22 protein-coding genes, 1 pseudogene and 1 riboswitch are annotated in these 24177 nt (G+C 63.7%); of the genes and pseudogenes, 14 read left to right on the top strand and 9 right to left on the bottom strand.

Annotation, left to right across the window (positions count from 1 at the left end):
• Positions 1 to 7: 7 nt before the first annotated feature.
• Both FDP28_RS15170 and alr read right to left on the bottom strand, forming a co-directional pair.
• On the bottom strand, positions 8 to 1615 hold the full coding sequence (locus tag FDP28_RS15170) for a PucR family transcriptional regulator (RefSeq protein WP_144662377.1): 1608 nt from the start codon (positions 1613 to 1615) through the stop codon (positions 8 to 10).
• The gene (gene alr / locus FDP28_RS15165) at positions 1605 to 2837 is read right to left on the bottom strand and encodes an alanine racemase (protein ID WP_144662376.1); all 1233 of its coding nucleotides are present in this window, start codon (positions 2835 to 2837) and stop codon (positions 1605 to 1607) included. The genes FDP28_RS15170 and alr overlap by 11 nt, the downstream gene beginning before the upstream one ends.
• A gap of 110 nt (positions 2838 to 2947) precedes the next feature.
• Here alr and FDP28_RS15160 point away from each other — a divergent pair, with 110 nt between their 5' ends.
• Together FDP28_RS15160 and FDP28_RS15155 are read left to right on the top strand one after the other, a co-directional pair.
• The gene (locus FDP28_RS15160; protein ID WP_144662375.1) at positions 2948 to 4462 is read left to right on the top strand and encodes an amino acid permease; all 1515 of its coding nucleotides are present in this window, start codon (positions 2948 to 2950) and stop codon (positions 4460 to 4462) included.
• The gene (locus FDP28_RS15155) at positions 4459 to 6168 is read left to right on the top strand and encodes a flavin monoamine oxidase family protein (protein ID WP_186313646.1); all 1710 of its coding nucleotides are present in this window, start codon (positions 4459 to 4461) and stop codon (positions 6166 to 6168) included. Before FDP28_RS15160 ends, FDP28_RS15155 begins: the two co-directional genes overlap by 4 nt.
• Before the next feature lie 77 nt (positions 6169 to 6245).
• On the opposite strand, the gene FDP28_RS15150 is transcribed toward FDP28_RS15155, so the two are convergent.
• Together FDP28_RS15150 and purU are read right to left on the bottom strand one after the other, a co-directional pair.
• Positions 6246 to 6767, bottom strand: coding sequence for a gamma carbonic anhydrase family protein (locus tag FDP28_RS15150; RefSeq protein WP_144662374.1), 522 nt, complete (start codon positions 6765 to 6767; stop codon positions 6246 to 6248).
• 93 nt (positions 6768 to 6860) lie between these two features.
• On the bottom strand, positions 6861 to 7712 hold the full coding sequence (gene purU, locus FDP28_RS15145) for a formyltetrahydrofolate deformylase (protein WP_144662373.1): 852 nt from the start codon (positions 7710 to 7712) through the stop codon (positions 6861 to 6863).
• 35 nt (positions 7713 to 7747) lie between these two features.
• A riboswitch (ZMP/ZTP riboswitch) is annotated at positions 7748 to 7833 on the top strand.
• Between the two features lie 116 nt (positions 7834 to 7949).
• On the opposite strand from purU, the gene glyA reads away from it, so the two are divergent.
• Both glyA and FDP28_RS15135 read left to right on the top strand, forming a co-directional pair.
• On the top strand, positions 7950 to 9245 hold the full coding sequence (gene glyA / locus FDP28_RS15140) for a serine hydroxymethyltransferase (protein ID WP_144662372.1): 1296 nt from the start codon (positions 7950 to 7952) through the stop codon (positions 9243 to 9245).
• A 134-nt stretch (positions 9246 to 9379) separates the two neighbouring features.
• Positions 9380 to 10273: a bifunctional methylenetetrahydrofolate dehydrogenase/methenyltetrahydrofolate cyclohydrolase gene (locus tag FDP28_RS15135; RefSeq protein ID WP_144662371.1), complete on the top strand. Its 894-nt coding sequence runs from the start codon at positions 9380 to 9382 to the stop codon at positions 10271 to 10273.
• Between the two features lie 83 nt (positions 10274 to 10356).
• Here FDP28_RS15135 and aqpZ read toward each other — a convergent pair whose 3' ends face one another.
• Both aqpZ and FDP28_RS15125 read right to left on the bottom strand, forming a co-directional pair.
• Positions 10357 to 11136, bottom strand: a complete 780-nt coding sequence (gene aqpZ / locus FDP28_RS15130; RefSeq protein ID WP_144662370.1) for an aquaporin Z — start codon at positions 11134 to 11136, stop codon at positions 10357 to 10359.
• 48 nt (positions 11137 to 11184) lie between these two features.
• The gene (locus tag FDP28_RS15125; protein ID WP_144662369.1) at positions 11185 to 11394 is read right to left on the bottom strand and encodes an antitoxin; all 210 of its coding nucleotides are present in this window, start codon (positions 11392 to 11394) and stop codon (positions 11185 to 11187) included.
• A 254-nt stretch (positions 11395 to 11648) separates the two neighbouring features.
• On the opposite strand from FDP28_RS15125, the gene FDP28_RS15120 reads away from it, so the two are divergent.
• The 9 genes from FDP28_RS15120 (at position 11649) to FDP28_RS15080 (ending at position 18782) form a co-directional block, all read left to right on the top strand.
• On the top strand, positions 11649 to 12578 hold the full coding sequence (locus FDP28_RS15120; RefSeq protein WP_144662486.1) for an ABC transporter ATP-binding protein: 930 nt from the start codon (positions 11649 to 11651) through the stop codon (positions 12576 to 12578).
• A gap of 8 nt (positions 12579 to 12586) precedes the next feature.
• Positions 12587 to 13441 carry an ABC transporter permease gene (locus FDP28_RS15115; protein WP_144662368.1) on the top strand — a complete coding sequence of 285 codons (855 nt, stop codon included), beginning with the start codon at positions 12587 to 12589 and terminating at the stop codon, positions 13439 to 13441.
• Positions 13438 to 14271 carry an ABC transporter permease gene (locus FDP28_RS15110; protein WP_144662367.1) on the top strand — a complete coding sequence of 278 codons (834 nt, stop codon included), beginning with the start codon at positions 13438 to 13440 and terminating at the stop codon, positions 14269 to 14271. Before FDP28_RS15115 ends, FDP28_RS15110 begins: the two co-directional genes overlap by 4 nt.
• Positions 14272 to 14394: 123 nt before the next feature.
• Positions 14395 to 14961, top strand: a complete 567-nt coding sequence (locus tag FDP28_RS15105; protein WP_144662366.1) for a hypothetical protein — start codon at positions 14395 to 14397, stop codon at positions 14959 to 14961.
• A gap of 10 nt (positions 14962 to 14971) precedes the next feature.
• A complete protein-coding gene (locus FDP28_RS15100; protein WP_144662365.1) occupies positions 14972 to 15814 on the top strand; it encodes an exodeoxyribonuclease III in 843 nt (280 codons plus the stop codon).
• An 11-nt stretch (positions 15815 to 15825) separates the two neighbouring features.
• Positions 15826 to 16917 carry a tryptophan--tRNA ligase gene (gene trpS / locus FDP28_RS15095; protein ID WP_144662364.1) on the top strand — a complete coding sequence of 364 codons (1092 nt, stop codon included), beginning with the start codon at positions 15826 to 15828 and terminating at the stop codon, positions 16915 to 16917.
• Positions 16918 to 16921: 4 nt separating this feature from the next.
• Positions 16922 to 17599, top strand: a complete 678-nt coding sequence (locus tag FDP28_RS15090; protein WP_144662363.1) for a 2'-5' RNA ligase family protein — start codon at positions 16922 to 16924, stop codon at positions 17597 to 17599.
• Positions 17526 to 18611: a YihY/virulence factor BrkB family protein gene (locus tag FDP28_RS15085; protein ID WP_144662362.1), complete on the top strand. Its 1086-nt coding sequence runs from the start codon at positions 17526 to 17528 to the stop codon at positions 18609 to 18611. Before FDP28_RS15090 ends, FDP28_RS15085 begins: the two co-directional genes overlap by 74 nt.
• A gap of 18 nt (positions 18612 to 18629) precedes the next feature.
• Complete coding sequence (locus FDP28_RS15080; RefSeq protein WP_144662361.1) at positions 18630 to 18782, top strand: DUF1269 domain-containing protein; 153 nt, start codon at positions 18630 to 18632, stop codon at positions 18780 to 18782.
• A gap of 9 nt (positions 18783 to 18791) precedes the next feature.
• Here FDP28_RS15080 and FDP28_RS15075 read toward each other — a convergent pair whose 3' ends face one another.
• Both FDP28_RS15075 and FDP28_RS20980 read right to left on the bottom strand, forming a co-directional pair.
• On the bottom strand, positions 18792 to 20972 hold the full coding sequence (locus FDP28_RS15075) for a hypothetical protein (RefSeq protein WP_222120650.1): 2181 nt from the start codon (positions 20970 to 20972) through the stop codon (positions 18792 to 18794).
• A gap of 120 nt (positions 20973 to 21092) precedes the next feature.
• Positions 21093 to 21902, bottom strand: a pseudogene (locus FDP28_RS20980) (glycoside hydrolase family 43 protein); the annotation flags it as partial.
• Positions 21903 to 22011: 109 nt separating this feature from the next.
• Here FDP28_RS20980 and FDP28_RS15070 point away from each other — a divergent pair.
• Positions 22012 to 23313: an ABC transporter substrate-binding protein gene (locus FDP28_RS15070; RefSeq protein ID WP_144662359.1), complete on the top strand. Its 1302-nt coding sequence runs from the start codon at positions 22012 to 22014 to the stop codon at positions 23311 to 23313.
• 81 nt (positions 23314 to 23394) lie between these two features.
• On the opposite strand, the gene FDP28_RS15065 is transcribed toward FDP28_RS15070, so the two are convergent.
• Entirely contained in the window at positions 23395 to 24171 is a 777-nt protein-coding gene (locus FDP28_RS15065) for an alpha/beta hydrolase (protein ID WP_144662358.1), read from the bottom strand.
• Positions 24172 to 24177 lie beyond the last annotated feature (6 nt).

The raw sequence follows: 24177 nt of genomic DNA, 5'->3' as shown, positions 1-24177 counted from the left end.
GCTTCGTCTAGGCGGTGCCCACAGGATCAGCCCCGACCAACTCGTCCACATACTGCAGCGCGAACCACAGCTCGGCCCTGACCTGCGCTTGGTTGAGGTCCATGTCCAGGAGTTCGCCCAGGACGCCGATCTGCCGCCGCACGCTGTTACGGTGCAGGCCAAGGAGCTTCGCGGAGCCGTCCCAGCTGCCGTTTTCGCTCAGCCATCCCCGCAGGACGCACAAGAGCGGATCCCTCCGGTCCGGTTCCAGGGCCAGCAACGGTGTCAGCAGACGCTCTGCGAGCATGGTCCCTGCCTCGCGGCCCAACAACCCGGTGACGGACCAGGTCACTTCATCCACCCGGGCACTCACACCACTGGAGGCCACACGGCTTCGCAGTGAGCTCGCACGCTGGTAGGCCGCTGATAGGCCATGCAGTTCGGTGGGTTCGCCGATCACCAGGCGCCAGCCGAGCTTTTCGACGTCGGCCAGCAGGGAATCGTCCACCTTAAGGCGGGTGATGGCCGCGAAGCCGTACTCGGTGATCTCCACAAGCTTGGTATCGAACAGCCGGCGCCACTGAAGGACCTCGCGCACGGGGCCATCGTCCGCCGCCCCCTCCACGCGGATCCCCTGAATTACCCGCATCTGGGCGGACCGGGTGGACGACAGGCTCTGGGCCAGCAGATCCTTCAGGCCGTTGACGTGTTTCGTTCCGCCGGACACCAGCGACTCCGGATGCAGCAACATCGCGGTGGCCAGTTGACTGGGTGCAAGGGAGCCGCTTGTTCGCTGCCGCACGAGTAACTCCAGCAGTCCCACGGCGGCCTGGACCACGTTGTTCTGCGCGGGAGACAGGGGAGCATCCGAACCCAGGATCAACGCGCCGAGGTTGGCGTCCTTGGTACTGCGGAGCGGGTGCCCGAACACCAGTGCTGAACCCGGCTGCTCGAACCCGTCCATCTCCACTCGGGGGCCGCTTCCGGACAGCAGCCGCTCGAGCATCGGTGCCAGCAATGAATGTTCGACGCCGGTGCTGCCGCCGGCGTTGTGCCCACGGGCCCGGACCCGCCCATCAGCCCCCACCAGCAACGCCCACACCGGCACGCGCTGGACAAGGGCGGCCAGCAGTTCGTGTTCGGGCCTGGGGGAGAGGACCGCGCGCATGAGTTGGCGGTTGGTCTCAGCGAGCTGCCGGAAAACGCGGGCGTTGTCCGACTCCAACAACTGCGAGAATTCCAGGCCGATGGCTGCGAAAGGCACCGATTCCGGGACCTCGAACAAGGTGAGGTTGTGCGTGCGGCATGCCTCAATCAGCGCGGCGGGAACGGCGTCGAAATAGGGCCTGATCCCGAAGCCGAGCGCGGCCACCTTGGCATCCACCAGGCGCCGGACGTAGGCGTCCACCTTCGCCGCCGAGCCGCCCTTCCCAAGGAAGGGCAGCCCGGCGGTGAGGAGGAACTCGCCCTCCGGCAGGTAGGGCGTGGGGTCTTCCAGCTCACTGGGTTCCACCCACCTCAGCAACGAGGCGCCGCTGCCGCCGTCGTGAAGCATGGTCAACTCCGGCGGCAGCTGCTCAACGAACTGTTCGAGCGTGACGAAACTGAGGCGGGCGGTGGCGGGCTCAGGCGACATTGCCCTGCCCGGCGGGAGCCGGCTCCTGGTAGTCGGGGCATTCGTAAGCACTGGTGGAGTAGGCGCGGGGGAGGCGTGGCGCTATCCGGTTGATGATTTCGTCGCCGTGGCTGCCGATGGCGGCGCCCCAGTCGTCGGCGCTCGCGGCCCCTGTGGAGGGATCGCCGAAAAGCACAGCGGTGTCACCGACGGCAATGCCGGAGGCGTCCGGTCCGAGATCCACCATGAACTGGTCCATGCAGACTTTGCCGATCACGGGGACACTGCGGCCTGCGATGTTCACTACGGAACGGCCGCTGATGCCCTTGGGAATGCCGTCGGCGTAGCCCAACGGGATGAGTCCGAGGTACCGGGGTTCGTAGGTGATGGCTTGGTGTTCGTAGCTCACGCCTGTGCCCGCGGGGACTTTTTTGACCATCACCAGCGGCGCCGTGACGCTCAGTGCGGGGCGCAGCCCGAAATCGGCCGGGTCCAGATGGTCGGCCGGAGCCAGGCCGTAAATTGCGAGTCCGGCCCGAACCATGTCGAAGTGGAATTCGGGCCGGTCCAGGATGTTCGCGGAGCTCGAAACGTGCCTGAGCTCCGGGGTCAGCCCGGCCTCACGGGCCTCACGGACGGCGTCCTCGAACTCAGCCACAGCAGCGGCGTTGCCCGGGTGGGCGGGGACGTCGGCCCAGGCCAAGTGGGTCCAAAGGCCCCGGACGCGCAGTGTGCCGTCAAGCTCCGCTTGCCGTGCTTGCGCTACGAGTTCGGGCCAGTCTTCCTTGCGTGCGCCGCCGCGGCTCAGGCCGCTGTCCAGTTCGAGATGCACGACGGCGGGACGGCCCAGGCGGGACGCGATGCCTGCCAGCACCTCCAGTTGGCCGACGCTGCCGAGGGAGACATCGATGTCGTTTTCCAGTGCTTCAAGAATGGTGGCGCTTGTCTGGGATGCCAGATAGAGCCAGGAAAGTATGGGCAAGGTGACCCCTGCCTTACGGAGGGCGATGGCTTCCGTGAGCTGGGCGGTCCCCAGCCAGTCGGCCCCGGCTTCTGCTGCCGTACGGGCAACTTCCACCAAGCCATGCCCGTAGGCGTTGCCCTTGACGACGGCCATGAAAAACGGCGCTTCAGTGCGCTTTTTCAGGGCCTTGACATTGTCTGAAATAGCAGACAGATCAACGGTGACCTGCCCGGAGAGGACCGCCGTGGCGGACTCTTGATACTGTGCATTACGTCTCATGGTTGAACACTATAGGTCATTTTGCACCGTGGTGAGAGGTGGCTCACATGCCAGTCTTGTGGAGGGGAAATCGAAACTACTTGGAAGGGACGTCAAGGGTGACTGTGCCTGTGAACACCGAAAACACCGCGGCGGTGAGTGCTGCCAAGCTGGGCCTGGGAGCCCAGCTGTTGCGTCGTAAGCCCATTGGGCAAATGGTCAGCGAGTCCGGCAGCGGCGAAGGCGGCACGCCGCTGGTCCGCAGCTTCGGCGTGCTGCAACTGACCATGATCAGCGTCGGCGCCACCCTGGGCACCGGCATCCTCGTCATCCTCGGCGAATCCGTTCCACTGGCGGGTCCGGCGATCTGGATCTCCTTTGTCATTGCCGGGCTGGCGGCGCTCCTGTCCGCTGTCTCCTACGCCGAAATGGCCGGGCTTGTCCCCGTAGCCGGCTCCAGTTACTCCTACTCCTACGCCACCATGGGCGAAGGAATGGCGTGGATCTGTGGATGGTGCCTCGTCCTCGAATACGCGGTCTCCGTAGCAGCCGTTGCTGTCGGGGCCGGACAATACGTCAACGAGACCCTGGCTGCGTTCGGGCAATTCCTTCCCGACGCGTTGTCACAGCCGCCGGGTGACGGGGGCCTGGTCAACGTACCTGCTGTGGTGATCGTGGTCTTCGCCATGATCCTCCTGGTCCGGGGAGCCCGTGAGAGCGCATGGATCAATACCGCGATCGTCATCATCAAGGTTGGCATCCTGGTCTTCTTCTGCGCAGTGGCCTTCACGGCGTTCAACGCAGGCAACTTCGAGCCTCTCCTGCCCATGGGGGCCGCCGGTGTTTCGGCCGCCGCCTCAAGCGTGTTCTTCTCCTACATCGGATTCGACGCCGCCTCCACCGCCGGTGAAGAGGCCAAGAACCCCAAGCGCGACCTGCCCCGGGCCATCATGCTCTCCATGGTGATCGTCACCAGCATCTACGTCCTGGTCTCAGTGGCGGCAATCGGTGCCCGTCCTTGGGGATGGTTCGACGGTACCGAAGCGGCCCTGGTGCAGATCCTGCATGAGATCACGGGCCAGCCCTGGATCGCCCTGGTCTTTTCCGTCGGCGCAGTGCTGGCGATCGCCAGCATTGTCTTGACGGTTCTCTACGGGCAAACCCGCATCGTGATGTCCATGTCCCGCGATGGCATGGTGCCCAAAATCTTCGGCCGCGTCTCCCACCGAACCGGCACCCCGGTGGCCGGAACGCTCATCATTGGTACCGCCGTCGCCCTCACCGCCGGCTTGGTCCCGCTGGGTGCGCTCGCGGACGCCACGAGCATCGGCACCCTCTTTGCCTTCGCGTTGGTAAACATCGCGGTGATCTATCTTCGGCGGAACCGCCCGGACCTTGAGCGCAGCTTCCGCGTCCCGCTGTATCCGATCACGCCGATCCTGGGCGCCCTCATGTGTGCCTACCTGATGCTCAACCTTGGTGCCGACACCTGGATCACCTTCGGTGTCTGGATGGTGGTGGGCATCGCCATCTACTTCGGCTATGGACGCCGGAACTCCAAGGTAGCCGCGCTCAGCGAGCAGGACTACCGTGAACTGACAACCAGGGCCATGGGCCCGGAACCTGTGAAAGCAGCAAAGCCATGACCATCGCTACCGAACTCCCACTCGCAGACGCCGCCGCCGAGGCAGGTGACCGCGGCGCCGGGGCTCCGATCACCATGCTGAACCCGGACTTCCCCTTCAGCTACGACCACTACCTGGCCAACCCGGCCGGACTCGGGGCAGTACCGGAAGAAAAGTACGGAACCGAGGTGGCCGTCATCGGTGCCGGGCTCTCCGGACTCGTGACTGCCTACGAACTCATGAAGCTCGGCCTCAAGCCGGTGATCTACGAGGCCGACCAGATCGGCGGCCGCCTCCGCACCGCCAGTTTCCCTTCTGCTCCCGGCGTCGTGGCCGATCTCGGCGGCATGCGCTTCCCGGTGTCCGGAAAGGCTTTCTACCACTACGTGGACCTGCTGGGCCTGGACACCAACGATTTCCCCAACCCCATGGCGCCGGCAACGTCCAGCACCGTAATCGAACTGGCGGGCAAGAAGCACTACGCCACCACCGCGGATGAACTGCCAGAGTTCTTCCGCGAGGTCGCCGACGCCTGGAAAGCCGCAATCAACGACGGTGCCGCCTTCGCGCAGATGCAGGAAGCCATCAAAGCCCGCGACACCAAGCGCATCAAGGAACTGTGGAACGCGCTCCTTCCCGAGCTGGACGAGCAGACCTTCTATGGCTTCATCGCCGCCAGCAAGTCCTTCAAGGAAGCCGGGTTCGCCCACCGCGAGGCTTTCGGTCAGGTAGGTTTCGGCACGGGTGGCTGGGACACGGACTTCCCCAACTCCATCCTCGAGATCCTGCGCGTCGTGTACACCGACGCCGACGACCAGCATCGCTCCATCGTCGGTGGAGCGCAAAGGCTCCCTGAGGCACTGTGGAACCACGCGCCGTCGGGCATTAAGCACTGGCCGGAAGGCACCTCACTGGCGTCGTTGCACTCAGGTTCGCCGCGCGGGGCAGTGGACAACATACGCCGTGCTGACAACGGCGACCTCGTGGTACGGGAGAACTGGGGGCGCGAAGCCAGCTACCAGGCCGTGGTGACCACCTGCCAGTCTTGGCTGCTGTCCACCCGCATCCACACTGAAGAAGCGCTCTTCCCGGCTGAGATGTGGACCGCCATTGAACGCTCGCACTACATGCAGTCGTCCAAGACCTTCGTGATGGTTGACCGCCCGTTCTGGAAGGACATCGACCCGGAGACCGGCCGCGAAGTGTTGTCCATGACCCTCACCGACCGCCTCAACCGGGCAACGTACCTGCTCGACGACGGCCCGGACAAGCCCGCTGTCATCCTCCTGTCCTACACCTGGAACGACGATGCCCTGAAGTGGCTCGCGCTCACCGCGGAGGAGCGTGTGAAGCTGATGCTGCACTCGCTGGAGCAGATTTACCCGGGCGTGGATATTGCCAGCCACATTGTGGGCCAGCCCATTACGGTGTCCTGGGAAGCCGATCCGAACTTCATGGGTGCTTTCAAGGCGAACCTGCCCGGGCACTACCGTTACCAGCAGCGCCTGTTCACGCACTTCAAGCAGGACAAGCTGCCCCAGGACCAGCGCGGCATCTTCCTGGCCGGCGACGACGTGTCCTTCACGGCAGGATGGGCAGAAGGCGCCGTGACCACGGGCCTGAACGCCGTCTGGGGCGTCGTGAACCACCTGGGTGGATCCTCCGCTGCCGGGAACCCCGGTCCGGGTGACCTGCTGGACGAGCTCGGCCCGATCAGCTTGGACTAATACCCTCCAGCCTTGCGAGGCCCGCTTTGCGCACTAAATCCCTTGGATAGTGCGAGGAGCGGGCCTCGCATTCGGCGTTAAGAGGCGTGCATGTCCCGGTGCGCGGCGGCCAGTTCCTTGTAGTGGGCGGCGTTGTGCTTCACGCCCTCGAATTCCTGGTCCGTGAGCTCACGCCGGACCTTCGCCGGTACACCGGCTACAAGTGATCGCGGCGGGATGACCGTGCCCTCCAGGACCACGGCGCCGGCCGCGATGAGCGAACCCGTCCCGATCACTGCCCCGTTGAGAATGGTGGCACTCATGCCGATCAGGCAGTCGTCCTCCACAGTGCAACCATGGACTACTGCGCTGTGCCCCACAGAGACGCGATCACCAAGGGTGCAGGGGAAGCCGGGATCTGCGTGCAGGACAACGTTGTCCTGGAGATTGGATCCCGCGCCAACCTTGATGGCCGCGGTGTCGGCCCGGACGGAGACGCCGTAAAAGGCGCTGGAGTCCTGGGCCAGCGTGGCTTTTCCGATGATCGATGCCGTAGGCGCCACGAAGGCGGTTTCATGGATGGCCGGGGTGTCCCCGGCGAACGTGTAAGAGGGAGCCATGTGCCCCAGCATATTCCCAACCAGGGGACAGCAAACGTCGCTATGAGGGGTCAGTGGAGCGTTTGCTGTCCCCTGGTTGGGTGCAGGGGTTAGTTAGTTGAACACCACGGTGCGGGTGCCATCCAGGAGCACCCGGTGTTCGGCGTGCCACTGGACAGCCTGTGCCAGGGTGCGGCCCTCGACATCGCGGCCCATTTGGACGAACTGCGCTGCCGTGCGGGCGTGGTCCACCCGGATGACTTCCTGCTCGATGATCGGACCCTCGTCCAGATCCGCGGTCACATAGTGTGCCGTGGCGCCAATGATCTTTACGCCGCGGGCGTGCGCCTGGTGGTACGGCTTGGCCCCCTTGAAGGAGGGGAGGAACGAGTGGTGGATGTTGATGGCCTTGCCGTTCAGCTCCGTGCAGAGTTCGTTGGAGAGGACCTGCATGTAGCGGGCCAGGACGGTGAGCTCAACGTCGTGCTCGTCAATGAGTTTCAGGAGCTCGGCCTCGGCCTGCGGCTTGGTGTCGGCAGTGACGGGGATGTGGTGGAACGGGATGCCGTAGAACTCGGCCAAGGGCTCAAGGTCGCGGTGGTTGGACACAATGGCCGGAACCTCGATCGGCAGGGTTCCGGCCCGCTGCTGGAACAACAGGTCATTCAGGCAGTGGGCATCCTTGGAACACAGAATGATGGTGCGCACCTTTTCGCCGACGGGGTTGATCTGCCACGTCATGCCGAAGGTTTCGGCGACAGGCTGCAGGGCCGCCGTCAGTTCCGCCTGGGTGCTCGACGTCGTTGCCTCCACGCGCATGAAGAAGTTGCCTGTAGTGGGGCTTCCGTATTGTTGCGAATCGGCGATGTTGCACCCCGCACCAAGGAGGGCGCCGGCAACAGCGTGGACGATGCCGGGACGGTCAGGGCAGGAAAGGGTCACAACAAAAGCGGTGGAGTCAGTCACACGAACAAGCCTACCGGTGCTGCCTTGTTGTACTGTTAACGGGTCGCAACTGGCGTTGGGTGGACTACCACCAGGGAGCGGCAATCACGAAGACCACGGATCGTACGCCTGGGCCGAGGGTCATGTCTTACCGTCGCACGCACGTGACCGATGCCTCCCGTCATCAACGGGACGCGGGAATGCTGCTGCCGGTAGCCTGACCTGTAGCACCACCCGTTGCCTAGCCAGGAGATCTCCGTGACTAACACCACTACTTCAGCGTCTGTCAGCAACCAGTCGCTCGCCGAACTCGACCCCGAGATCGCAGCAGTCCTTGATCAGGAGCTTGGCCGCCAGCGCGGCACCCTGGAAATGATTGCCTCTGAAAACTTCGCCCCCCGTGCCGTGATGGAAGCCCAGGGCTCTGTCCTGACCAACAAGTACGCCGAGGGTTACCCGGGCAAGCGCTACTACGGCGGCTGTGAATACGTCGACGTCGCTGAGCAGCTTGCCATCGACCGCGTCAAGGCACTGTTCGGCGCCGAGTACGCCAACGTCCAGCCGCACTCCGGTGCCCAGGCAAATGCCGCAGCACTGTCCGCCATGATCACCCCGGGCGACAAGATCCTTGGCCTGTCCCTGGCACACGGTGGGCACCTGACCCACGGCATGAAGCTGAACTTCTCCGGCAAGCTCTACAACGTAGCTGCCTACCAGGTGGAAGAAGACAACTTCCGCATCGACATGGACAAGCTCCGCGAGCAGGCCATCGCCGAGAAGCCGCAGGTCATCATCGCCGGCTGGTCCGCGTACCCCCGCCACCTCGACTTCGCTGCCTTCCGCTCCATCGCGGACGAGGTTGGCGCCCTGCTCTGGACGGACATGGCCCACTTCGCCGGTCTGGTGGCAGCAGGCCTGCACCCGAGCCCGGTGCCGCACTCCGACGTCGTCACCTCCACCGTGCACAAGACCCTCGCAGGCCCGCGTTCCGGCGTCATCCTGGCGAAGGAGCAGTACGGCAAGAAGATCAACTCCAACGTCTTCCCGGGCCAGCAGGGCGGCCCGCTCATGCACGTCATCGCGGCCAAGGCTGTTGCCTTCAAGATCGCCGGCGGCGAAGAGTTCAAGGAGCGCCAGGAGCGCGTCCTTGAGGGTGCCAAGATCATCGCCGACCGCCTGAACCAGTCCGACGTCGCAGACGCCGGCGTCTCGGTCCTCACCGGTGGCACCGACGTCCACCTGGTCCTGGTTGACCTGCGCAACTCGCAGCTGGACGGCCAGCAGGCCGAAGACCTCCTGCACTCCGTGGGAATCACCGTGAACCGCAACGCTGTTCCGTTCGACCCCCGCCCGCCGATGGTCACCTCGGGCCTGCGCATCGGTACGCCGGCCCTGGCTACCCGCGGGTTCGGTGCCACGGAGTTCACCGAGGTTGCCGAGATCATCGCCACCGCACTGAAGTCCGGCTCCGCCGCCGACGTCGAAAGCCTCCAGGCCCGCGTCGACAAGCTGGCCGCCGACTTCCCGCTGTACCCGCAGCACGAGCAGTGGTAAACGGCCTTCCCAAGGCCGAAACAGCACTACCCGGGCATTGAACCGGAGCCGACGGGATCCGCCGCCACACCTGAGGCGGCGGATCCCGTTGGCATGAGCCTCCCACAGTTCACCCACCAGAAAGAGCAGCTGGAATGACACAGTCCACCGCACAGATCCTTGACGGCAAGGCCACCGCCGCAGCCATCAAGGCAGAACTGACCGAACGCGTTTCCATCCTGGCCGGCAAAGGCATCGTCCCGGGCCTGGGTACCATCCTGGTGGGTTCGGACCCCGGCAGCACCTGGTACGTCGGCGGCAAGCACAAGGACTGCGCCGAGGTCGGCATCCAGTCCATCCGTCGCGAGCTGCCTGAGGACATCACCCAGGAAGAACTGCTCAAGGTTGTCCAGGAGCTCAACGAAAACCCTGAATGCACGGGCTACATCGTCCAGCTTCCGCTGCCCAAGCACATCGACCAGGACGTCATCCTTGAAGCCATGGACCCGGACAAGGACGCCGACGGCCTGCACCCCATGAACCTTGGCCGCCTGGTGGCCAACGTGAACGGCGAGATGAAGTCCCCGCTGCCCTGCACCCCCAAGGGCTGTGTGGAGCTGCTTCGCCGCCACAACATTGAACTCAAGGGCAAGCGTGTCCTGGTGGTCGGCCGAGGCGTCACCATCGGCCGCCCGATCGGCCTGCTGCTGACCCGCAAGGAAGTCAACGCCACCGTGATCCTGGCCCACACCGGAACCGTGGACCTGCCCGCGGAACTGAAGCAGGCCGACGTCGTGATCGCTGCTGCCGGCGTGCCGCACATGATCAAGGCTGAGGACCTCAAGCCGGGTGCCATCGTGCTCGACGTCGGTGTCAGCCGCGTGGACGACGGCAACGGCAAGGCTGTGGTCACCGGAGATGTGGACCCGGCTGCTGCCGACGTCGCCGCCTGGTTGTCCCCGAACCCGGGTGGCGTGGGTCCGATGACCCGCGCGATGCTGCTTGCCAACGTCGTGGAGAGCGCCGAGCGCCAGGCCGGCATCGCCTGAGATTCCACAACAGTGCAGGGCGCCTGCTCCCCATGGAGCAGGCGCCCTGCACTTTTAAGCCGTCACGTCCTGACGGTCCGGAATCAATCCGTTGTGGCTGCAAACACGCCGCGGTAGAGCGCTGCTGCTGCAATGGCACCGGCGATCGGGGCAACAATGAACACCCAGAGTTGGCCGAACGCCCAGCCCTCGCCGTAGAGGGCCGTCGCGATGGAACGCGCCGGGTTTACCGAAGTGTTTGTCACCGGAATGCTGACCAGGTGGATCAGCGTGAGGCTGAGACCAATGGCAAGGGCGGCGAACCCTGGCGTTGCCCGCCGGTCCGTAACGCCGAGGATGACCAGGACGAAGACCGCGGTCAGCACGAACTCGATCACCAAGGCCGGGACGAGGCCAAAGCCTCCGGGGGAGTGATCACCGAAACCATTGGAGGCGAAGCCACTGGCCCGGGCGGAAGTGAAGAAGCCGTTGGGGCCGCCGGCAGCGATGGCGGCCAGGACGCTGGAAGCCACCGCACCGCCCACAACCTGGGCCACGATGTACGCCGCGATGTCCTTGGCGGGAAACCGCCCGGCAACTGCCAGTCCGATAGTGACGGCCGGGTTGAAGTGCCCACCCGAGACGTGGCCGAACGCGTAAGCGCCTGCAACGACGGTCAGACCGAACGCCAGTGATACGCCGAGAAGCCCCACGCCCAAGGTGTTGGCTGGATCCGGGAAGTTCGCTGCGAACAGTGCGGTCCCCACGCCACCAAAGACCAGGATGAAAGTACCAACGGCTTCGGCTCCCAGCCTGGAAGTCAAGGTCGGGCTGCTATCAGGAACGGTGGGACGCGGAGCGGTGCGGGTATTACGGCTGACCATGCTGGGCCTTTCACATGCTGGGTAAGGAGACGGGGATGTTCTGAACGGCTACTGGTCCGAAGCCTCGCCGGCATCTCCCTTGACCTTTGCTACATAGTCCGACGCAGCACCCTGAACGAGATCAACCTGGTCGGCGAACTTGCCGTCGGTCTTTTCATCGAAGATGTCGCCGGCCTTTTCGATGCCATCCTGAATGGCCTCTTCGTTGCCCTCGATGAGGTCCTTTGCTTTGCCCTGCAGATCATCGAAAAGTCCCATGGGGGTTCTCCTAGCCATACGTTGAGATTGCCGCGGAGGCGATTTGCTCCACATATGGACGGTCTGCCGAAAGGCAGGTTCGTGACGCGGTTCAGCCCATCTTTTCCGGAACACGCGGCGCTCGCGGGGCGACTATATTCAATAAATTTGCGGAATAGATCTTTCACATCTTCCTTGGCGCTACTAGTCTGCTGAGGGTGCACAATGAAGCAATCCGCTCTGCCTCGCCGGAATCACCACAAGCCAGCTTCGACATGAACCCACCCACAGTCATCAGCGCACACAACCTCACCAAGACCTACGGTGAGCTCACCGCTGTCGACAACATCTCCTTCGACGTGCCGGCAGGGGAGTCTTTCGGCCTGCTGGGGCCCAACGGCGCCGGGAAATCGACCACCATGAAAATGATCGGCGGCGTCTCCCAACGCACGTCCGGCTCGCTGAACATCATGGGGCTGGACCCCGAGACGCATGGCCCCGAGGTCCGCGCGCACCTGGGAGTGGTTCCCCAGCAGGACAACCTGGACGAAGAGCTCAAGGTCCGGGAAAACCTCATTGTCTACGGCCGGTACTTCGGGCTGCCCCTGAGCTACCTGCGGCCCAAGGCCGATGAGCTCCTGGAATTCGCCCAGCTCACGGACAAAGCCAACTCAAAGGTTGATGCGCTCTCCGGCGGCATGAAGCGACGGCTCACCATCGCCCGTTCGCTCATCAATGAACCCCGCGTCCTGCTCCTGGACGAGCCCACCACCGGCCTGGACCCGCAGGCGCGCCACATTCTCTGGGACCGGCTGTTCAGGCTCAAGGAAAGCGGGGTCACGCTCATCCTCACTACGCACTACATGGACGAGGCCGAGCAGCTGTGCGACCGGCTCATCGTGGTGGACAAGGGCCGGATCATGGCCGAAGGCTCGCCGGCGGCATTGATCCGCGAGCATTCGTCGCGCGAAGTACTCGAGCTCAGGTTCGGTTCCGAGCGGAACGCGACAATCGGCGTCGAACTTCAAGCCATCGGCGAGCGGCTCGAGACGCTGCCTGACCGCGTGCTGATCTACGCACACGATGGCGAGGCAGCGCTGGAACAGGTCACCGCCCGCGGACTGAGGCCGCTGACATCGCTGGTGCGGCGCTCCTCACTCGAGGACGTGTTCCTCCGGCTGACGGGCAGGAGCCTCGTTGACTAGGGGGACCGTTGACTGACAAACCAAGCACGACGGCGGTGCCCCCTTTGCGGGCCCACCCACCTGAGGTTTCGGCTGCCCGGGCGCGCCGTTGGGGTTCCTTCTTCTACGCCGAGCAGGTCCTGAGGGTCATGCGCAATTACGGCTGGTCCGTGATCCTGTACAGCGTTGGGCAGCCTGTGGCGTATCTGTTCGCCATGGGAGTTGGCCTGGCCAGTTTGGTGGACGCCAACAGTGTGTCGGCCTTCGGCGGGGTGAGTTACCTGGAGTTCGTGGCGCCGGCGTTGCTGGTCTCCGCTGCCGTGATGACGGCGTCGGGAGAGTTTTCCTATCCTGTCATGGATGGATTCAAGTGGCGCCGCGTGTTTTACGGGCCGCATGCCTCGCCGTTGACACCGCAGCAGATCGCCAGCGGACACATCATGGCCAGCACGCTGAGGTTCCTGCTGCAGTCGGTGGTCTACTTCGCGGTAGTTGCCATGTTCGGTGCATCGCCGGGTCCGTGGGGTTGGGTCTCTGCGATCGTCGCGACTGTTGCGGCACTTTCCTTCGGGTTGCCACTTATGGCCTATGCGGCGGGCATCACCCAGGACAAGGGGCAGTTCGCGTTGGTTCAGCGGTTCATCGTGATGCCCTTGTTCCTTTTCTCCGGGACGTTCTTCCCCTTGGACACCTTGCCGATTGCCGTGCGCTGGATCGGCTGGATCTCCCCGGTCTGGCACGGGACGGAGCTGGGCCGGGTGTTCACCTACGGGATGGACGAGAACCCGTTGCTGACCATTACCCATGCGGTGTTCCTGCTGGCGTCGGCCGTGGTGGGCTGGGTTCTGGTCCGCCGCCAATTCGTGAAAAGGATGGGTTCATGAGCGTCCTGACGGGCGGGCACAGCGCCACCGATGTTGCCAGGGAGCGCAAGTTCGGTTCCCTGTACTCCCGCAACGCCCGGGCCGTGGTGGGGCGTGGCCTGATGGCCGCGAAATCCAGCACTTGGCTGGTGCTGGTGTCCGGGTTTTTCGAGCCCGTGCTCTTCCTGCTGGCCATGGGGGTGGGTATGGGCTCGATCGTGGGTACCGTGCAAGGGCCGGGAGGTGCGGAGATCAGCTATGCCGCCTACATCGCCCCTGCACTCCTGGCGGTTTCGGCGATGAACGGTGCCATCTACGACTCCACGTGGAACGTCTTCTTCAAGATGAACTTTGCCAAGCTGTATCAGGGGATGCTCTACACCTCCCTTGGCCCGTTGGACGTTGCCATCGGGGAAATTTTCCTGGCGTTGCTGCGCGGTCTTCTCTATGCCACGGGGTTCACGGCGGTCATGGGTGTGATGGGGCTGCTCACCAGTTGGTGGGCCATCCTGGTGATTCCAGCGTCGGTGTTGATCGCTTTCGGCTTCGCCAGCTTTGGCATGGGCATCACCAGCTTCATGAAGACCTTCCAGCAGATGGACTGGATCAACTTCTTCCTCCTGCCCATGTTCCTGTTCAGCGCCACGTTCTATCCGCTGAGTGTCTACCCGCAGCCGATCCAGTGGTTAATCCAGGCCATGCCCCTGTGGCACGGAGTGGAGCTTCTGCGGCAGATCAGTGTGGGTGTCTTCACCCCTGCCACCGCCATCCACGTGGGCTATTACCTGGTGATGATCGCACTGGGAATCATGCTCACCACAGGAAGGCTGCGCCGACTCTTCCTCAAGTGATGGAGTTTTTGTACAGCCAACGCGCTTATGGGCCTTTTAGGCGCATCAGGTATACAAAAACCCGCGTGTTCGCCGTCCGTGGAAGCGTCCGGGGCACCTTTGTGCGTTTGAGAGAATGGGTTCATGCAATCTCTCGGTGACCCGCACCCGTCCACGTCCGCCGCCGGCAAAGGCATGTTCAAGGGCTTCCGTATCGGTGGCTTGGGGATGACGGTCGTCATCATCGCCTTCCTGGTAGCCGTTATCTTTGCGGCCAACCAGAACGACGTCGTCGGTTGGGTCGTGGCTGTGGTGGCCTTCGGTTGGCTGGCTTTGGCCACCTTCGTGGTCCTGAGTATCCGCAGGGCAGCCCAGCGGGCAGGAGCAAAGCTGACTGAAGCGCACAATGCGTTCAACGCAGCAGCCGGCCGCGCGCCGTCGTCGAACGTTGCTGACAACGGCGGCACCCGTGTGGTCGCCGAGCGCAGCCAGGCGGACGAGGTCCGGGACCTCAAGCTTGACCACTCTTTCAAGATCGTTCAGGTCCAGGTCCGGGTAGTCGACGAGGAACGCGCCAAGGGTGCCGCCGCGAACCAGGACACCATCAACCGCGCCCTGGAAACCATCGCCATTACGGCCACCAATGCCAGGGACATGATCAAGTCTTCCGGCGGCTCGGACGAGCCGGTGGCCGGCACCATCATCGACTAGAGTAGAGCGGGTGAGTACGGCATTGAAGAAGGACTTCCTTCGCATCGCATCAGTCAACGTCAATGGCCTCAGGGCTGCCTACAAAAACGGCATGGCGGAATGGCTGGAGCCGCGCGAGGTCGACATTCTTTGCCTGCAGGAAGTCCGCGCACCTGACGACATCGTCAGGAAGCTGATCGGCGAAGGCTGGCACATCCTCCACACAGAAGCTGAAGCAAAGGGCCGCGCAGGCGTGGCCATTGCTTCCCGTGAGGAACCCACGGCAACCCGCGTGGGCATTGGCGACTCCTACTTCGATACCTCAGGACGCTGGGTTGAAGCCGACTTCAACGTCAAGAACGCGGCGGGGGAGTCCTCCACGCTGTCCGTTGTCAGCGCCTACGTGCACTCCGGCGAAGTCGGCACCCCGAAGCAGGATGACAAGTTCCGCTTCCTCGATGCCATGATCACCCGGCTTCCTGAGCTCGCCAAACACAGCGACCACGCTTTGGTGGTTGGCGACCTCAATGTCGGGCACACGGAACTCGATATCAAGAACTGGAAGGGCAACGTCAAGCGTGCCGGCTTCCTCCCGGAGGAGCGGGCTTATTTTGACCGCTTCCTCGGCGAAGAAATCGGATGGAGGGATGTCCACAGGGGCCTGGCAGGAAATGTCGCCGGCCCCTACACCTGGTGGTCCCAGCGCGGTAAGGCCTTTGACACTGACACTGGCTGGCGCATCGACTACCACCTGGCCACCCCGGACCTCGCGGCAGCTGCTTTCTCCGCTGTGGTTGACCGGGCGCCTTCGTGGGACACCCGCTTTTCCGACCACGCACCGCTGGTAGTCGACTACCGGCTCCAAGTTCCCTAAGGTATTCCTCCATGACAAGCTCCACCACTGAAACCGCCACGTCTGCCGGCACGTCCACCAAGCTGGCCGTAGGCGCCAAGCACAGGGTGCTCTCCGGCATGCAGCCCTCTGCTGACTCGCTGCACCTCGGCAACTACCTCGGCGCCCTGGTCAACTGGGTCCGTATGCAGGACGAGTACGACGCCGTCTTCTTCATCCCGGACCTCCACGCCATCACGGTGCCGCAGGATCCCGCGGAGCTCGCCCGGCGTACCAGGGTCACCGCCGCTCAGTACATCGCCGGCGGCGTTGACGTGGAAAAGTGCACCTTGTTCGTCCAGTCCCAGGTGCCGGAGCACGCCCAATTGGCGTGGGTTCTGAACTGCATCACCGGCATGGGCGAGGCTGCCCGCATGACGCAGTTCAAGGACAAGGCCCAGAAGCAGGGTTCAGACCACGCCAGCGTTGGCCTGTTCACCTATCCGATCCTGCAGGCCGCGGACATTCTGCTGTACCAGCCCCACGGTGTACCGGTGGGCGAGGACCAGCGGCAGCATGTGGAGCTGAGCCGGGACCTGGCCAACCGCTTCAACAGCCGGTTCGGGGAGACGTTCCAAGTACCTGAGGCCTTCATCCAGAAGGAATCGGCCAAGATCTACGACCTCCAGAACCCCACAGCCAAGATGTCCAAGTCCGCCGAATCACCGGCCGGTCTCATCAACCTGTTGGACGACCCCAAGACCGTGGCCAAGCGCATCAAGTCAGCCGTCACGGACACCGAAACCGAGATCCGCTACGACCGTGAGAACAAGCCAGGCGTATCCAACCTGCTGACCATCTACGCGGCCATCAGTGGTACTCCGGTGGAGAAGATTGTGGCGGACTACCAGGGCAAGATGTACGGACACCTGAAGGTGGACCTGGCCGAGCTCGTCTCCGGGCACCTGGCGCCTATCCGTGAGCGGGCCAACGAACTCCTGGCCGACCCTGCGGAACTGGACCGGCTCCTGGCACACGGTGCGGACAAGGCACGGGAAATCGCCTCTGCCACCCTCGCTGACGTCTACTCCAAGGTTGGCTTCCTGCCCTACCGCGGGGCCCTCGGGAACCAGGGAGCCCTCTAAGTCCATGTGCGCCGCTGGCCAGCTCAACGTCAAGACCGACACCCGCAAGGGTGTGGGTCCTGACGACTCCCGCCAGCCCGCTGTCACCGGCGCTGATTGCGGCGCCGGTGACGCCATGTGCGTGGGAGTGATCCTGGGCTTCCCGCCGGAGGTAGCCCGCGAGCTTCAGGAATGGCGGGCTTCCTTCGGAGACCCGATGGCTGATGTCATTCCCGCCCACATCACGTTGATCACCACCACCCCCACCCAGGACTGGGCGGCTACCCGTGAACACGTGAGGGAAGTAGCCCGCAACCAGGAGCCCTTCCACATCACGATCTCCGGCACGGGATCCTTCCGGCCCGTCTCGCCCGTGGTGTTCGTGAACGTCGAAGAAGGCTTTGAGGAATGCGTGCAATTGCACGAGAAACTCCAGAGCGGCCCCCTCGAACGGACACTTCCTTTTCCCTACCATCCGCACGTGACCGTGGCGCACGACGTCGCCCAGGAAAATCTTGATGAGGCCGAAACGGTCCTCAGAGATTACCGAGCCACCTTCCCTGTGGTTAGCATGGGACTTTACGAGCACGACACCAACGGAATTTGGCAGCTACGGGAAGAGCTCGACTTTGGCGGCGATACTGACGAAGAACAGCAAGCGGATTCAGGCCGCGGAGGCAGGCGCTCCTCCACTGCCAACTGAACTGGCGAAACTCAAGCTTGAGCTGCTCCGGAAGCGGCAGGACTGGGGTCATGCCAAGCGCGCCGGGGAAGGTCCGCTGAAGAAAGCCGGTGCCTTCTTCGCGCTTTTCATGGCTCGACTGAACACCAACCGGGCCATGCGCTCGTTCCAGCACTACACGCGCCAACACGGGCCCCTCCTGAGTGCCGGCATCGGTTTCAACATGTTCTTCTCTGTAACAGGTCTTCTCACCACGGGCTTCGCCATCGCCGGCATTGTCTTGGGCGGTAACCCGGTACTGGAGGACGCGGTTATCCGAAGCGTGGCCTCCGCGGCGCCGGGCTTGCTGCAGGTCAACGGCGGCGAGGGCCTGGTGGATCCCCAGTCGCTGCTCAATCCCTCGGGCCTGGGCTGGACCGCGGTCATCGCTGCCGCCGTCACCATCTTCACCTCCCTCGGCTGGATCGCGAGCGTCAGGGAAGGCTTGCGAGGCGTCATGAACGAGGGCCCCTTGGTGCGTAATGCCATCCTCCAGAAGCTTATCGATGCCGGCACCCTGCTGCTCCTCGGCGTGATCCTGGTGGTCAGTGCCGGTGCCTCCCTGATTTTTGGAACAGCGGCGGATTGGTTCTTCCAGCTGCTGCGTCTTGATGAGAATGTCGCCGCCCCGATTGCCGCGGTCGTGAAAATTGTGGTTCCGCTGTTGCTGAACTGCGCGACGGCGGCAGTACTGTTCCGCGTCGCCGGTGGCCTCTCTTTAACCCGGCGCGCGTTCCTCGAAGGAGTAGTGCTGGCAGGTGTAGGAACCACCGTTCTGCAGTTTTTCAGTACTGAACTTCTTGCCCGTTCCGGCAACAACCCCGTTTTGGCGTCGTTCGCCATCATCATTGGCCTGCTGATCTGGTTCAACCTGGTGAGCCAGGTGTACCTGGTTTCGGCATCGTGGTCGGCTGTTCGTGAGGCGGATACGGAGTCGGGGGAGAATCCACGGAAGAAGGTCCTCGGTTCGCGTCGCGTAGTGCCGCGTACCTGACCAGCGATTGGAGGCCGAATGAACAATCAGCTGTGGATTTCCTGCCTGCTGGGTGCTGCCGTGGGGCTGATTGTCGGGCAGTTGATCTTCAACTCTCCCTTCCTGGGGATCCTTGTGGGCATTGGTCTTGGCGCTCTCGTGGGAGCCGCAGTAGGCCCCCGCCCCCGTTAACAAGAGCAACTAGGGGGATTGCACCAGTCCTTCCCACCTCACAGTCCAGTCCGGCGGGAAACCCGGGGCGTGACGATCCGGTCCGTTGTCCCAGCCCGCCGCCATCAGGGCCGCCGCGGCCAGCAGACCACCATTTCCGGGCAAGTACAACGGCAGAGAGTCGGTTTGGCGGTTGTGGCCGTTGGGAAGCACTGTGTTCTTGCCGGCGTCCAGCAGGAGCGCGTCCACAGCGGCCTCGGGATCGCCCAGGCGTGCGGCGGTCATGGCCATGACGGTGTAATCCCAACCCCAGGTGCTGCCCCAGTCCCAGTCCGCCAGGACGTCCTTCAACGTAGCGCGCATGACGTCCGGGTCGATCACCGCGGTCTGCGGGAGGACCCCCAGTGCGCACAGCATGGACGGGTGGTCCGTGCGGATGGTGAAGGGCTCCACATCCATGGCGGCATACACGCCGTCCACCACCCGCGGACGGACCATGCCGTCGGCCACCTCCGACCATGCAGGCACAGGCTCCAGTCCCAGCCGTTCCCGCCAGGCGGTCGCTGTTTGGAGCCCCCATTGCCAATACGCCAGCTCAAATGTGGGGTTGGTGACCGTCGACCTGATCGCACCATAACTCTCCTGCGCCGGAATCAGGGGCGGCCCCAACTCGAACCCCCTCGGCGTGGGATGGGCGAAACTGGCCATGAAAGCCGCCGATTCGAACACGATCTCCGCGAACTCCTCCAGCACCTCCCGCGTGGGATGGGCCCGGTACACCAGCTCGGCCAGGTAGATGGGATGCGGTTGTTGCCAGATGAGGAAAGTGCCGATGGTGCTGGGGCTCTCCCGACCATCCGGTCCAACCTGTTTGGGCCAGCGGACACCGTCAAAACCCTGCTGCTTGGCGGTCTGCCTCGCTGCATCCAAAACCGTTGAATACCACCGCAGGGACGGCAGCAGGAGCTCCACCCGGTTCCAGTGCGCGAAATGGGCCGCGTGCCACCAGTGCATCTCCAGGTGGAAGCGGCCACGCCACGAATTGCACACGAGCCCCGTCTCCTGCGGCGGCAGCGATCCCGAACAGTTGATCGTCGTCAGATATTGGGACAGGACAATCCGTCGTTCCAATTCCTTGGCCCGGGGATCGGTGGTCGAGTTCAATTCAATCGAGCCGCCGGAGCACCAGAACCGCGGCCACCAGTCGGCCGAGGCTGCCGCGACGCAGCTGCCGGCTTCCAGTTCCGGAGAACGCACGACGCCGGCCCCTGGCTTCGCCTGCTGGCTCGCCACAGTGGTTGCTTGGCCTTCTTTGCTGCCACGCGGGATGCAATCACCGTCGCCGGCTGAAACAAATGCGATGGAGAGGTCCAGGACGTCCCGCTTGGCGCTGATCCGCACGGAGTGCTCGCCCGCCTGCTCAAGGTCCAGGCCGTTCCCAGTGACCACGACGTCATACCGGGAGTTATCCAGTTCGCGGTGCACAACCCACTGTGTGGCGTTCGTGGTGGGGGCTTGGGCGGGCAGGTCCAGCTTCGTGGAGTGGGCCTCGGGCTTGGTCCAGTCGGCGGCGTCATGCCAGGCTTCGGAACCGTACGGAAAGTCGATGCCGATCAGCAGCCCGTGCCCCAACGCAGGCGACTCCACACGCAAGCCGAGCTTGTCGACGTCGGGATGGCACGCCGTCGTGACCTTGACGGGGTGACCCGCCAGCATGAAGCGGCTGGTCACCGTGCCGGTCCAGAGGTCCAGGGTCTGTTCGGTTGCCGTGACATCTGACGGTGTCAGGGCGCGTTCCTGACCGTCCTCGATCAGCCGGAAACCGATCCGACCGAGGTCCAGTCGATGCGGGTTGGCTCTCAGCCACGTCTCGGCGGCGGAGGTATCCGTCTCTCGGTCGTTGACGATCTCGCCAACCATGTCCACGTAGGGGACGGGTCCGCGGGGTGAATCGTAGAGGACGGTGGAACCGGCCAGTGTGTAGGGCCCGGCGGGCGGAACTGAGTGCCAGGCCCACTGCGCTTGGGTCCCAAGGAGTGTTCCGGGCGGGAGTTCGCCCCTTGCCCCGACGGGGTACAGGCCGGGAAATGTCTGGAGGCCCGTGAGGTCCATGGTGAACGCAAATTCGCCGTTGCCCACAGAGACCGGGCTTTGCGGGTCCAAGGCCTGCTGGTGCACGTTGTGCCGGCGGACAAGGGCTTCCCGGTCGATGGCTTTCCTGTCACCGGCTTTCCTGTCACGGGAACCGGCTGCGGGCTCGAGTACCACTGTGTCCTCGAGCTCGCGCAGGGGGAAGAACGCAGCGCGCTCGTCAGGACTTTTGTTGGGCTGGTGCAAGGTAAGGAACAGGCCGCCGTCCAGGTGACGGGCGATCATGCCGTGTCCGCCGTCCTTGCTCCACAACGCCGCGGGTTCCTGGGCCCATGGGCCCAGCACGGTCCCCGACTCGCTGCGGGCAACACCCATGGCGTAGCCCTCCTCACCGAAGCTGGACCAGAGCATGATCAGCTTGCCGCTGGTGAGCCTGTGCAGGAACGGGCCATCGGTGACGTGCGGGGGTGCGCCGCTGTGGGACGGTCTGTCCAAGGGGCGGGACCAAGGGGCCTCGGAAGCCGTGAACAGGACGTGCGGTTCGCCTTGTGCGCTCCTGAGGTCGGGACTGAGCCGTTGGGCGACCATGGCGCCGTCGTCGATTTGCTTCCATTCGTGGCAGAACACCAGCCACGGCACCCCGTCCTGGTCGACGTGCAGCGTTCCGTCAAGACACTCCCATCCGGAGGGAGTGACAGGGCCGTCGCTCCAGGGCTCGTACGGGCCTTCGGGCTCCACGGCAGAGAGTATCTGGGTTCCACGGGAGTGGCCGGGGGCGGTGAAGGTCGCGAACATGTAATAGCGGCCGCGGTACTGGTGGACTTCGGGCGCCCAGTATTGTTCCTTGCTCCAGAATCCGAGAGCGGGACGGAAAGCGGGGAACGGCCCCTCCCATGCCACGAGGTCTTTGCTCCTGTAGCAGTCGAAGCCCGTGGCCGGACCGGACCAGATGTTTTCGTCAGTGCTGCCAAAGAGCAAGTACTCCTTGGAGCCGGGGAGCGTCAGGACGTAGGGGTCCCGGATCTGGATATGTTCCAAGCGTTGGGGCATGGCGGACTCCTCGCGGAATGAATAGTTCATGGCCTGAACCATTGACGAATATACACCCTTTTGATACGTTTCAGGAACCGTTTTCTCAAGGCTGAAAGAAGCTTACCCAATGACGCGTAAATCTCTCCGAAAAATTCGCAAATCCCTGGCGTTCCTTACTGCCGTGGGCATGCTGGGACTCACCGCAGCATGTTCCAGTCCATCCTCCAACCAAGCTGAAGACGGGCCAGTGGAAATCCGTTTCTCATGGTGGGGAAACGCCTCCCGTGCCGAGCTGACCAACAAAGCCATCAAGGAGTTCGAAGCCGCCAATCCCAACATCAAGGTCAAGCCCGAGTACGGCGACATCGGTGGCTACTTCGACAAACTGGCCACCCAGGTGGCAGCCAACGATGCCCCGGATGTCATCACCATGGGAGGTGCCTACCCGGCTGAATATGCCAATCGCGGCGCACTTCTGGACCTCTCCAAGGTGCAGGGCTCACTGGATCTGTCAAAGCTGGATCAGGGCGCTGTGGAAAACGGCCAGGTGAAAGGGAAGCAATATGGTGTCTCCACCGGGGCCAACGCACTGGCGATCGTGGTGAACCCTGCTGTCTTCCAGGCGGCAGGAGTTGCCCTTCCGGATGACAGCAAATGGTCCTGGGACGATTTCGCCAAGGTGGCTGCGGACATTACGGCCAAGAGCCCCAAGGGGACCTACGGTACGGCGACGGTTCTAACCCATGACTCCCTGGATGCCTTCGCCCGCCAGCGGGGGAAGTCCCTGTACACCCAAGACGGCCAGCTGGGCCTGGACAAGGACACGGTGCAGGACTACTTCGACTTCTCGTTGAAGCTCAGCGAGTCAGGTGCGGCCCCCAGCGCCTCCGAGACGGTCGAGAAGCTCAATGCCAGCACGGAGCAGACGCTCATGGGCATGGGGCAAGCCGGCATGATGCTCACCTGGAGCAACTCCCTCACTGCGCTCAGCAAGGCATCGGGGGCCGACCTGAAATTGCTCAAGCTCCCCGGCGAGACGCCCACCCCGGGTATCTGGCTCCAGTCCTCGCAGTTCTACACCATTTCCGCCCGCAGCAAGCACACGGATGCCGCTGCCAAACTGGTGAGCTTCCTGGTCAACAACGAGGCCGCGGCCAAGATCATCCAGAGCGACCGAGGCGTACCCAGCAATGCGGGAATGCGCACAGCCGTCCAGGACCTGCTGACGCCCCAGGGCAAGGTTGAGGCCGCCTACATCGACCAGATCGGCAAGATGGACTTCGCCCCAACGTACATCGGACCTACCGGCTCCACTGCCGTTTCCGAGATCACGGCCCGCATCAACACCGAGGTCCTGTTCAAGCGGCTGACCCCGGAGAAGGCAGCCGAGCAGTGGCTCAGTGAAAGCAAGGCCGCCATCGGCAAGTAGCTACCCAACTAGGGGACAGCAAATGCTCCACTGACGCCTCAGTGGAGCGTTTGCTGTCCCCTACTTGGGTGGGCAGGGCCGTCAGGTGGCGTCGCGGATCTCCAGATAGGGGTCGGCCCAGGCACCGATGATGCGCGCCACTCGCGCGGCCTGGCCTTTGCCCGTCAGGAGATGTTCGCTGCCTTCAAGGGAGATGAAGCTTCGCGGATGCCGGGCAGTGCGGAAGATTTCACTCGCGTTGTCGATCCCCACGGTGTTGTCGGTAGGGGAGTGCATCACCATTAGGGGCTTGTGGAGCGTCCGGATGCAGTCGCGCAGGTCAGCCCGCTCTACGTCCTCCACGAAGTGCCGGCGGATCTCCATGGGACGTCCGCCCAGGTCCACCACGGCCCTGCCGTCGCGCAAAATGGATTCGATTTCGGCGTCGAACATGTGCTCGACATGCTTGGGTTCATACGGCGCACCGACAGTCACCACAGCGTTCAGCCCCGGAATGTCACGGGCAGCGGCCAGGACAGCCGCACCCCCGAAGGAATGGCCTACCAGCAAAGAGATCTCCCGGCCGGTGAGCCGCATGAAGTCTGCCGCCAGGATGGTGTCGGCCACCTTGACGCTGAACGATCCAGCCGACCATTCGCCTTCGGACCCGCCGAGGCCCAGGTTGTCGAACCGGAGCATGCCAACACCCTGCTCGGCCAGGCCCTTGCAGATACGCGACGCCGCAGGGCTGTCCTTACCCAGCGTCAGCCCGTGCGAGTACACGCCCCAGCCCCGCACGGGACCTTCGGGTACGTCCACAATTCCGGCCAGCGTATCGCCGGTGCTTCCCGTGAAGCTGATCTTCTCAGAGCGTGACACGCTGGT

Source organism: Paenarthrobacter nicotinovorans (assembly GCF_007670255.1).
GTDB classification, from domain to species: domain Bacteria; phylum Actinomycetota; class Actinomycetes; order Actinomycetales; family Micrococcaceae; genus Arthrobacter; species Arthrobacter nicotinovorans_B.
The sequence above is the reverse complement of the archived record's forward strand: the minus strand, read 5'-3'. Positions and strand labels throughout refer to the sequence as shown.

Excerpts from the sequence above, each read along its gene's own strand:
- FDP28_RS15170 (WP_144662377.1), bottom strand. The coding sequence starts at position 1,615 with ATGTCGCCTGAGCCCGCCACCGCCCGCCTCAGTTTCGTCACGCTCGAA.
- alr (WP_144662376.1), bottom strand. The coding sequence starts at position 2,837 with ATGAGACGTAATGCACAGTATCAAGAGTCCGCCACGGCGGTCCTCTCC.
- FDP28_RS15155 (WP_186313646.1), top strand. The coding sequence starts at position 4,459 with ATGACCATCGCTACCGAACTCCCACTCGCAGACGCCGCCGCCGAGGCA.
- FDP28_RS15150 (WP_144662374.1), bottom strand. The coding sequence starts at position 6,767 with ATGGCTCCCTCTTACACGTTCGCCGGGGACACCCCGGCCATCCATGAA.
- FDP28_RS15135 (WP_144662371.1), top strand. The coding sequence starts at position 9,380 with ATGACACAGTCCACCGCACAGATCCTTGACGGCAAGGCCACCGCCGCA.
- aqpZ (WP_144662370.1), bottom strand. The coding sequence starts at position 11,136 with ATGGTCAGCCGTAATACCCGCACCGCTCCGCGTCCCACCGTTCCTGAT.
- FDP28_RS15125 (WP_144662369.1), bottom strand. The coding sequence starts at position 11,394 with ATGGGACTTTTCGATGATCTGCAGGGCAAAGCAAAGGACCTCATCGAG.
- FDP28_RS15120 (WP_144662486.1), top strand. The coding sequence starts at position 11,649 with ATGAACCCACCCACAGTCATCAGCGCACACAACCTCACCAAGACCTAC.
- FDP28_RS15110 (WP_144662367.1), top strand. The coding sequence starts at position 13,438 with ATGAGCGTCCTGACGGGCGGGCACAGCGCCACCGATGTTGCCAGGGAG.
- FDP28_RS15105 (WP_144662366.1), top strand. The coding sequence starts at position 14,395 with ATGCAATCTCTCGGTGACCCGCACCCGTCCACGTCCGCCGCCGGCAAA.
- trpS (WP_144662364.1), top strand. The coding sequence starts at position 15,826 with ATGACAAGCTCCACCACTGAAACCGCCACGTCTGCCGGCACGTCCACC.
- FDP28_RS15090 (WP_144662363.1), top strand. The coding sequence starts at position 16,922 with ATGTGCGCCGCTGGCCAGCTCAACGTCAAGACCGACACCCGCAAGGGT.
- FDP28_RS15080 (WP_144662361.1), top strand. The coding sequence starts at position 18,630 with ATGAACAATCAGCTGTGGATTTCCTGCCTGCTGGGTGCTGCCGTGGGG.
- FDP28_RS15070 (WP_144662359.1), top strand. The coding sequence starts at position 22,012 with ATGACGCGTAAATCTCTCCGAAAAATTCGCAAATCCCTGGCGTTCCTT.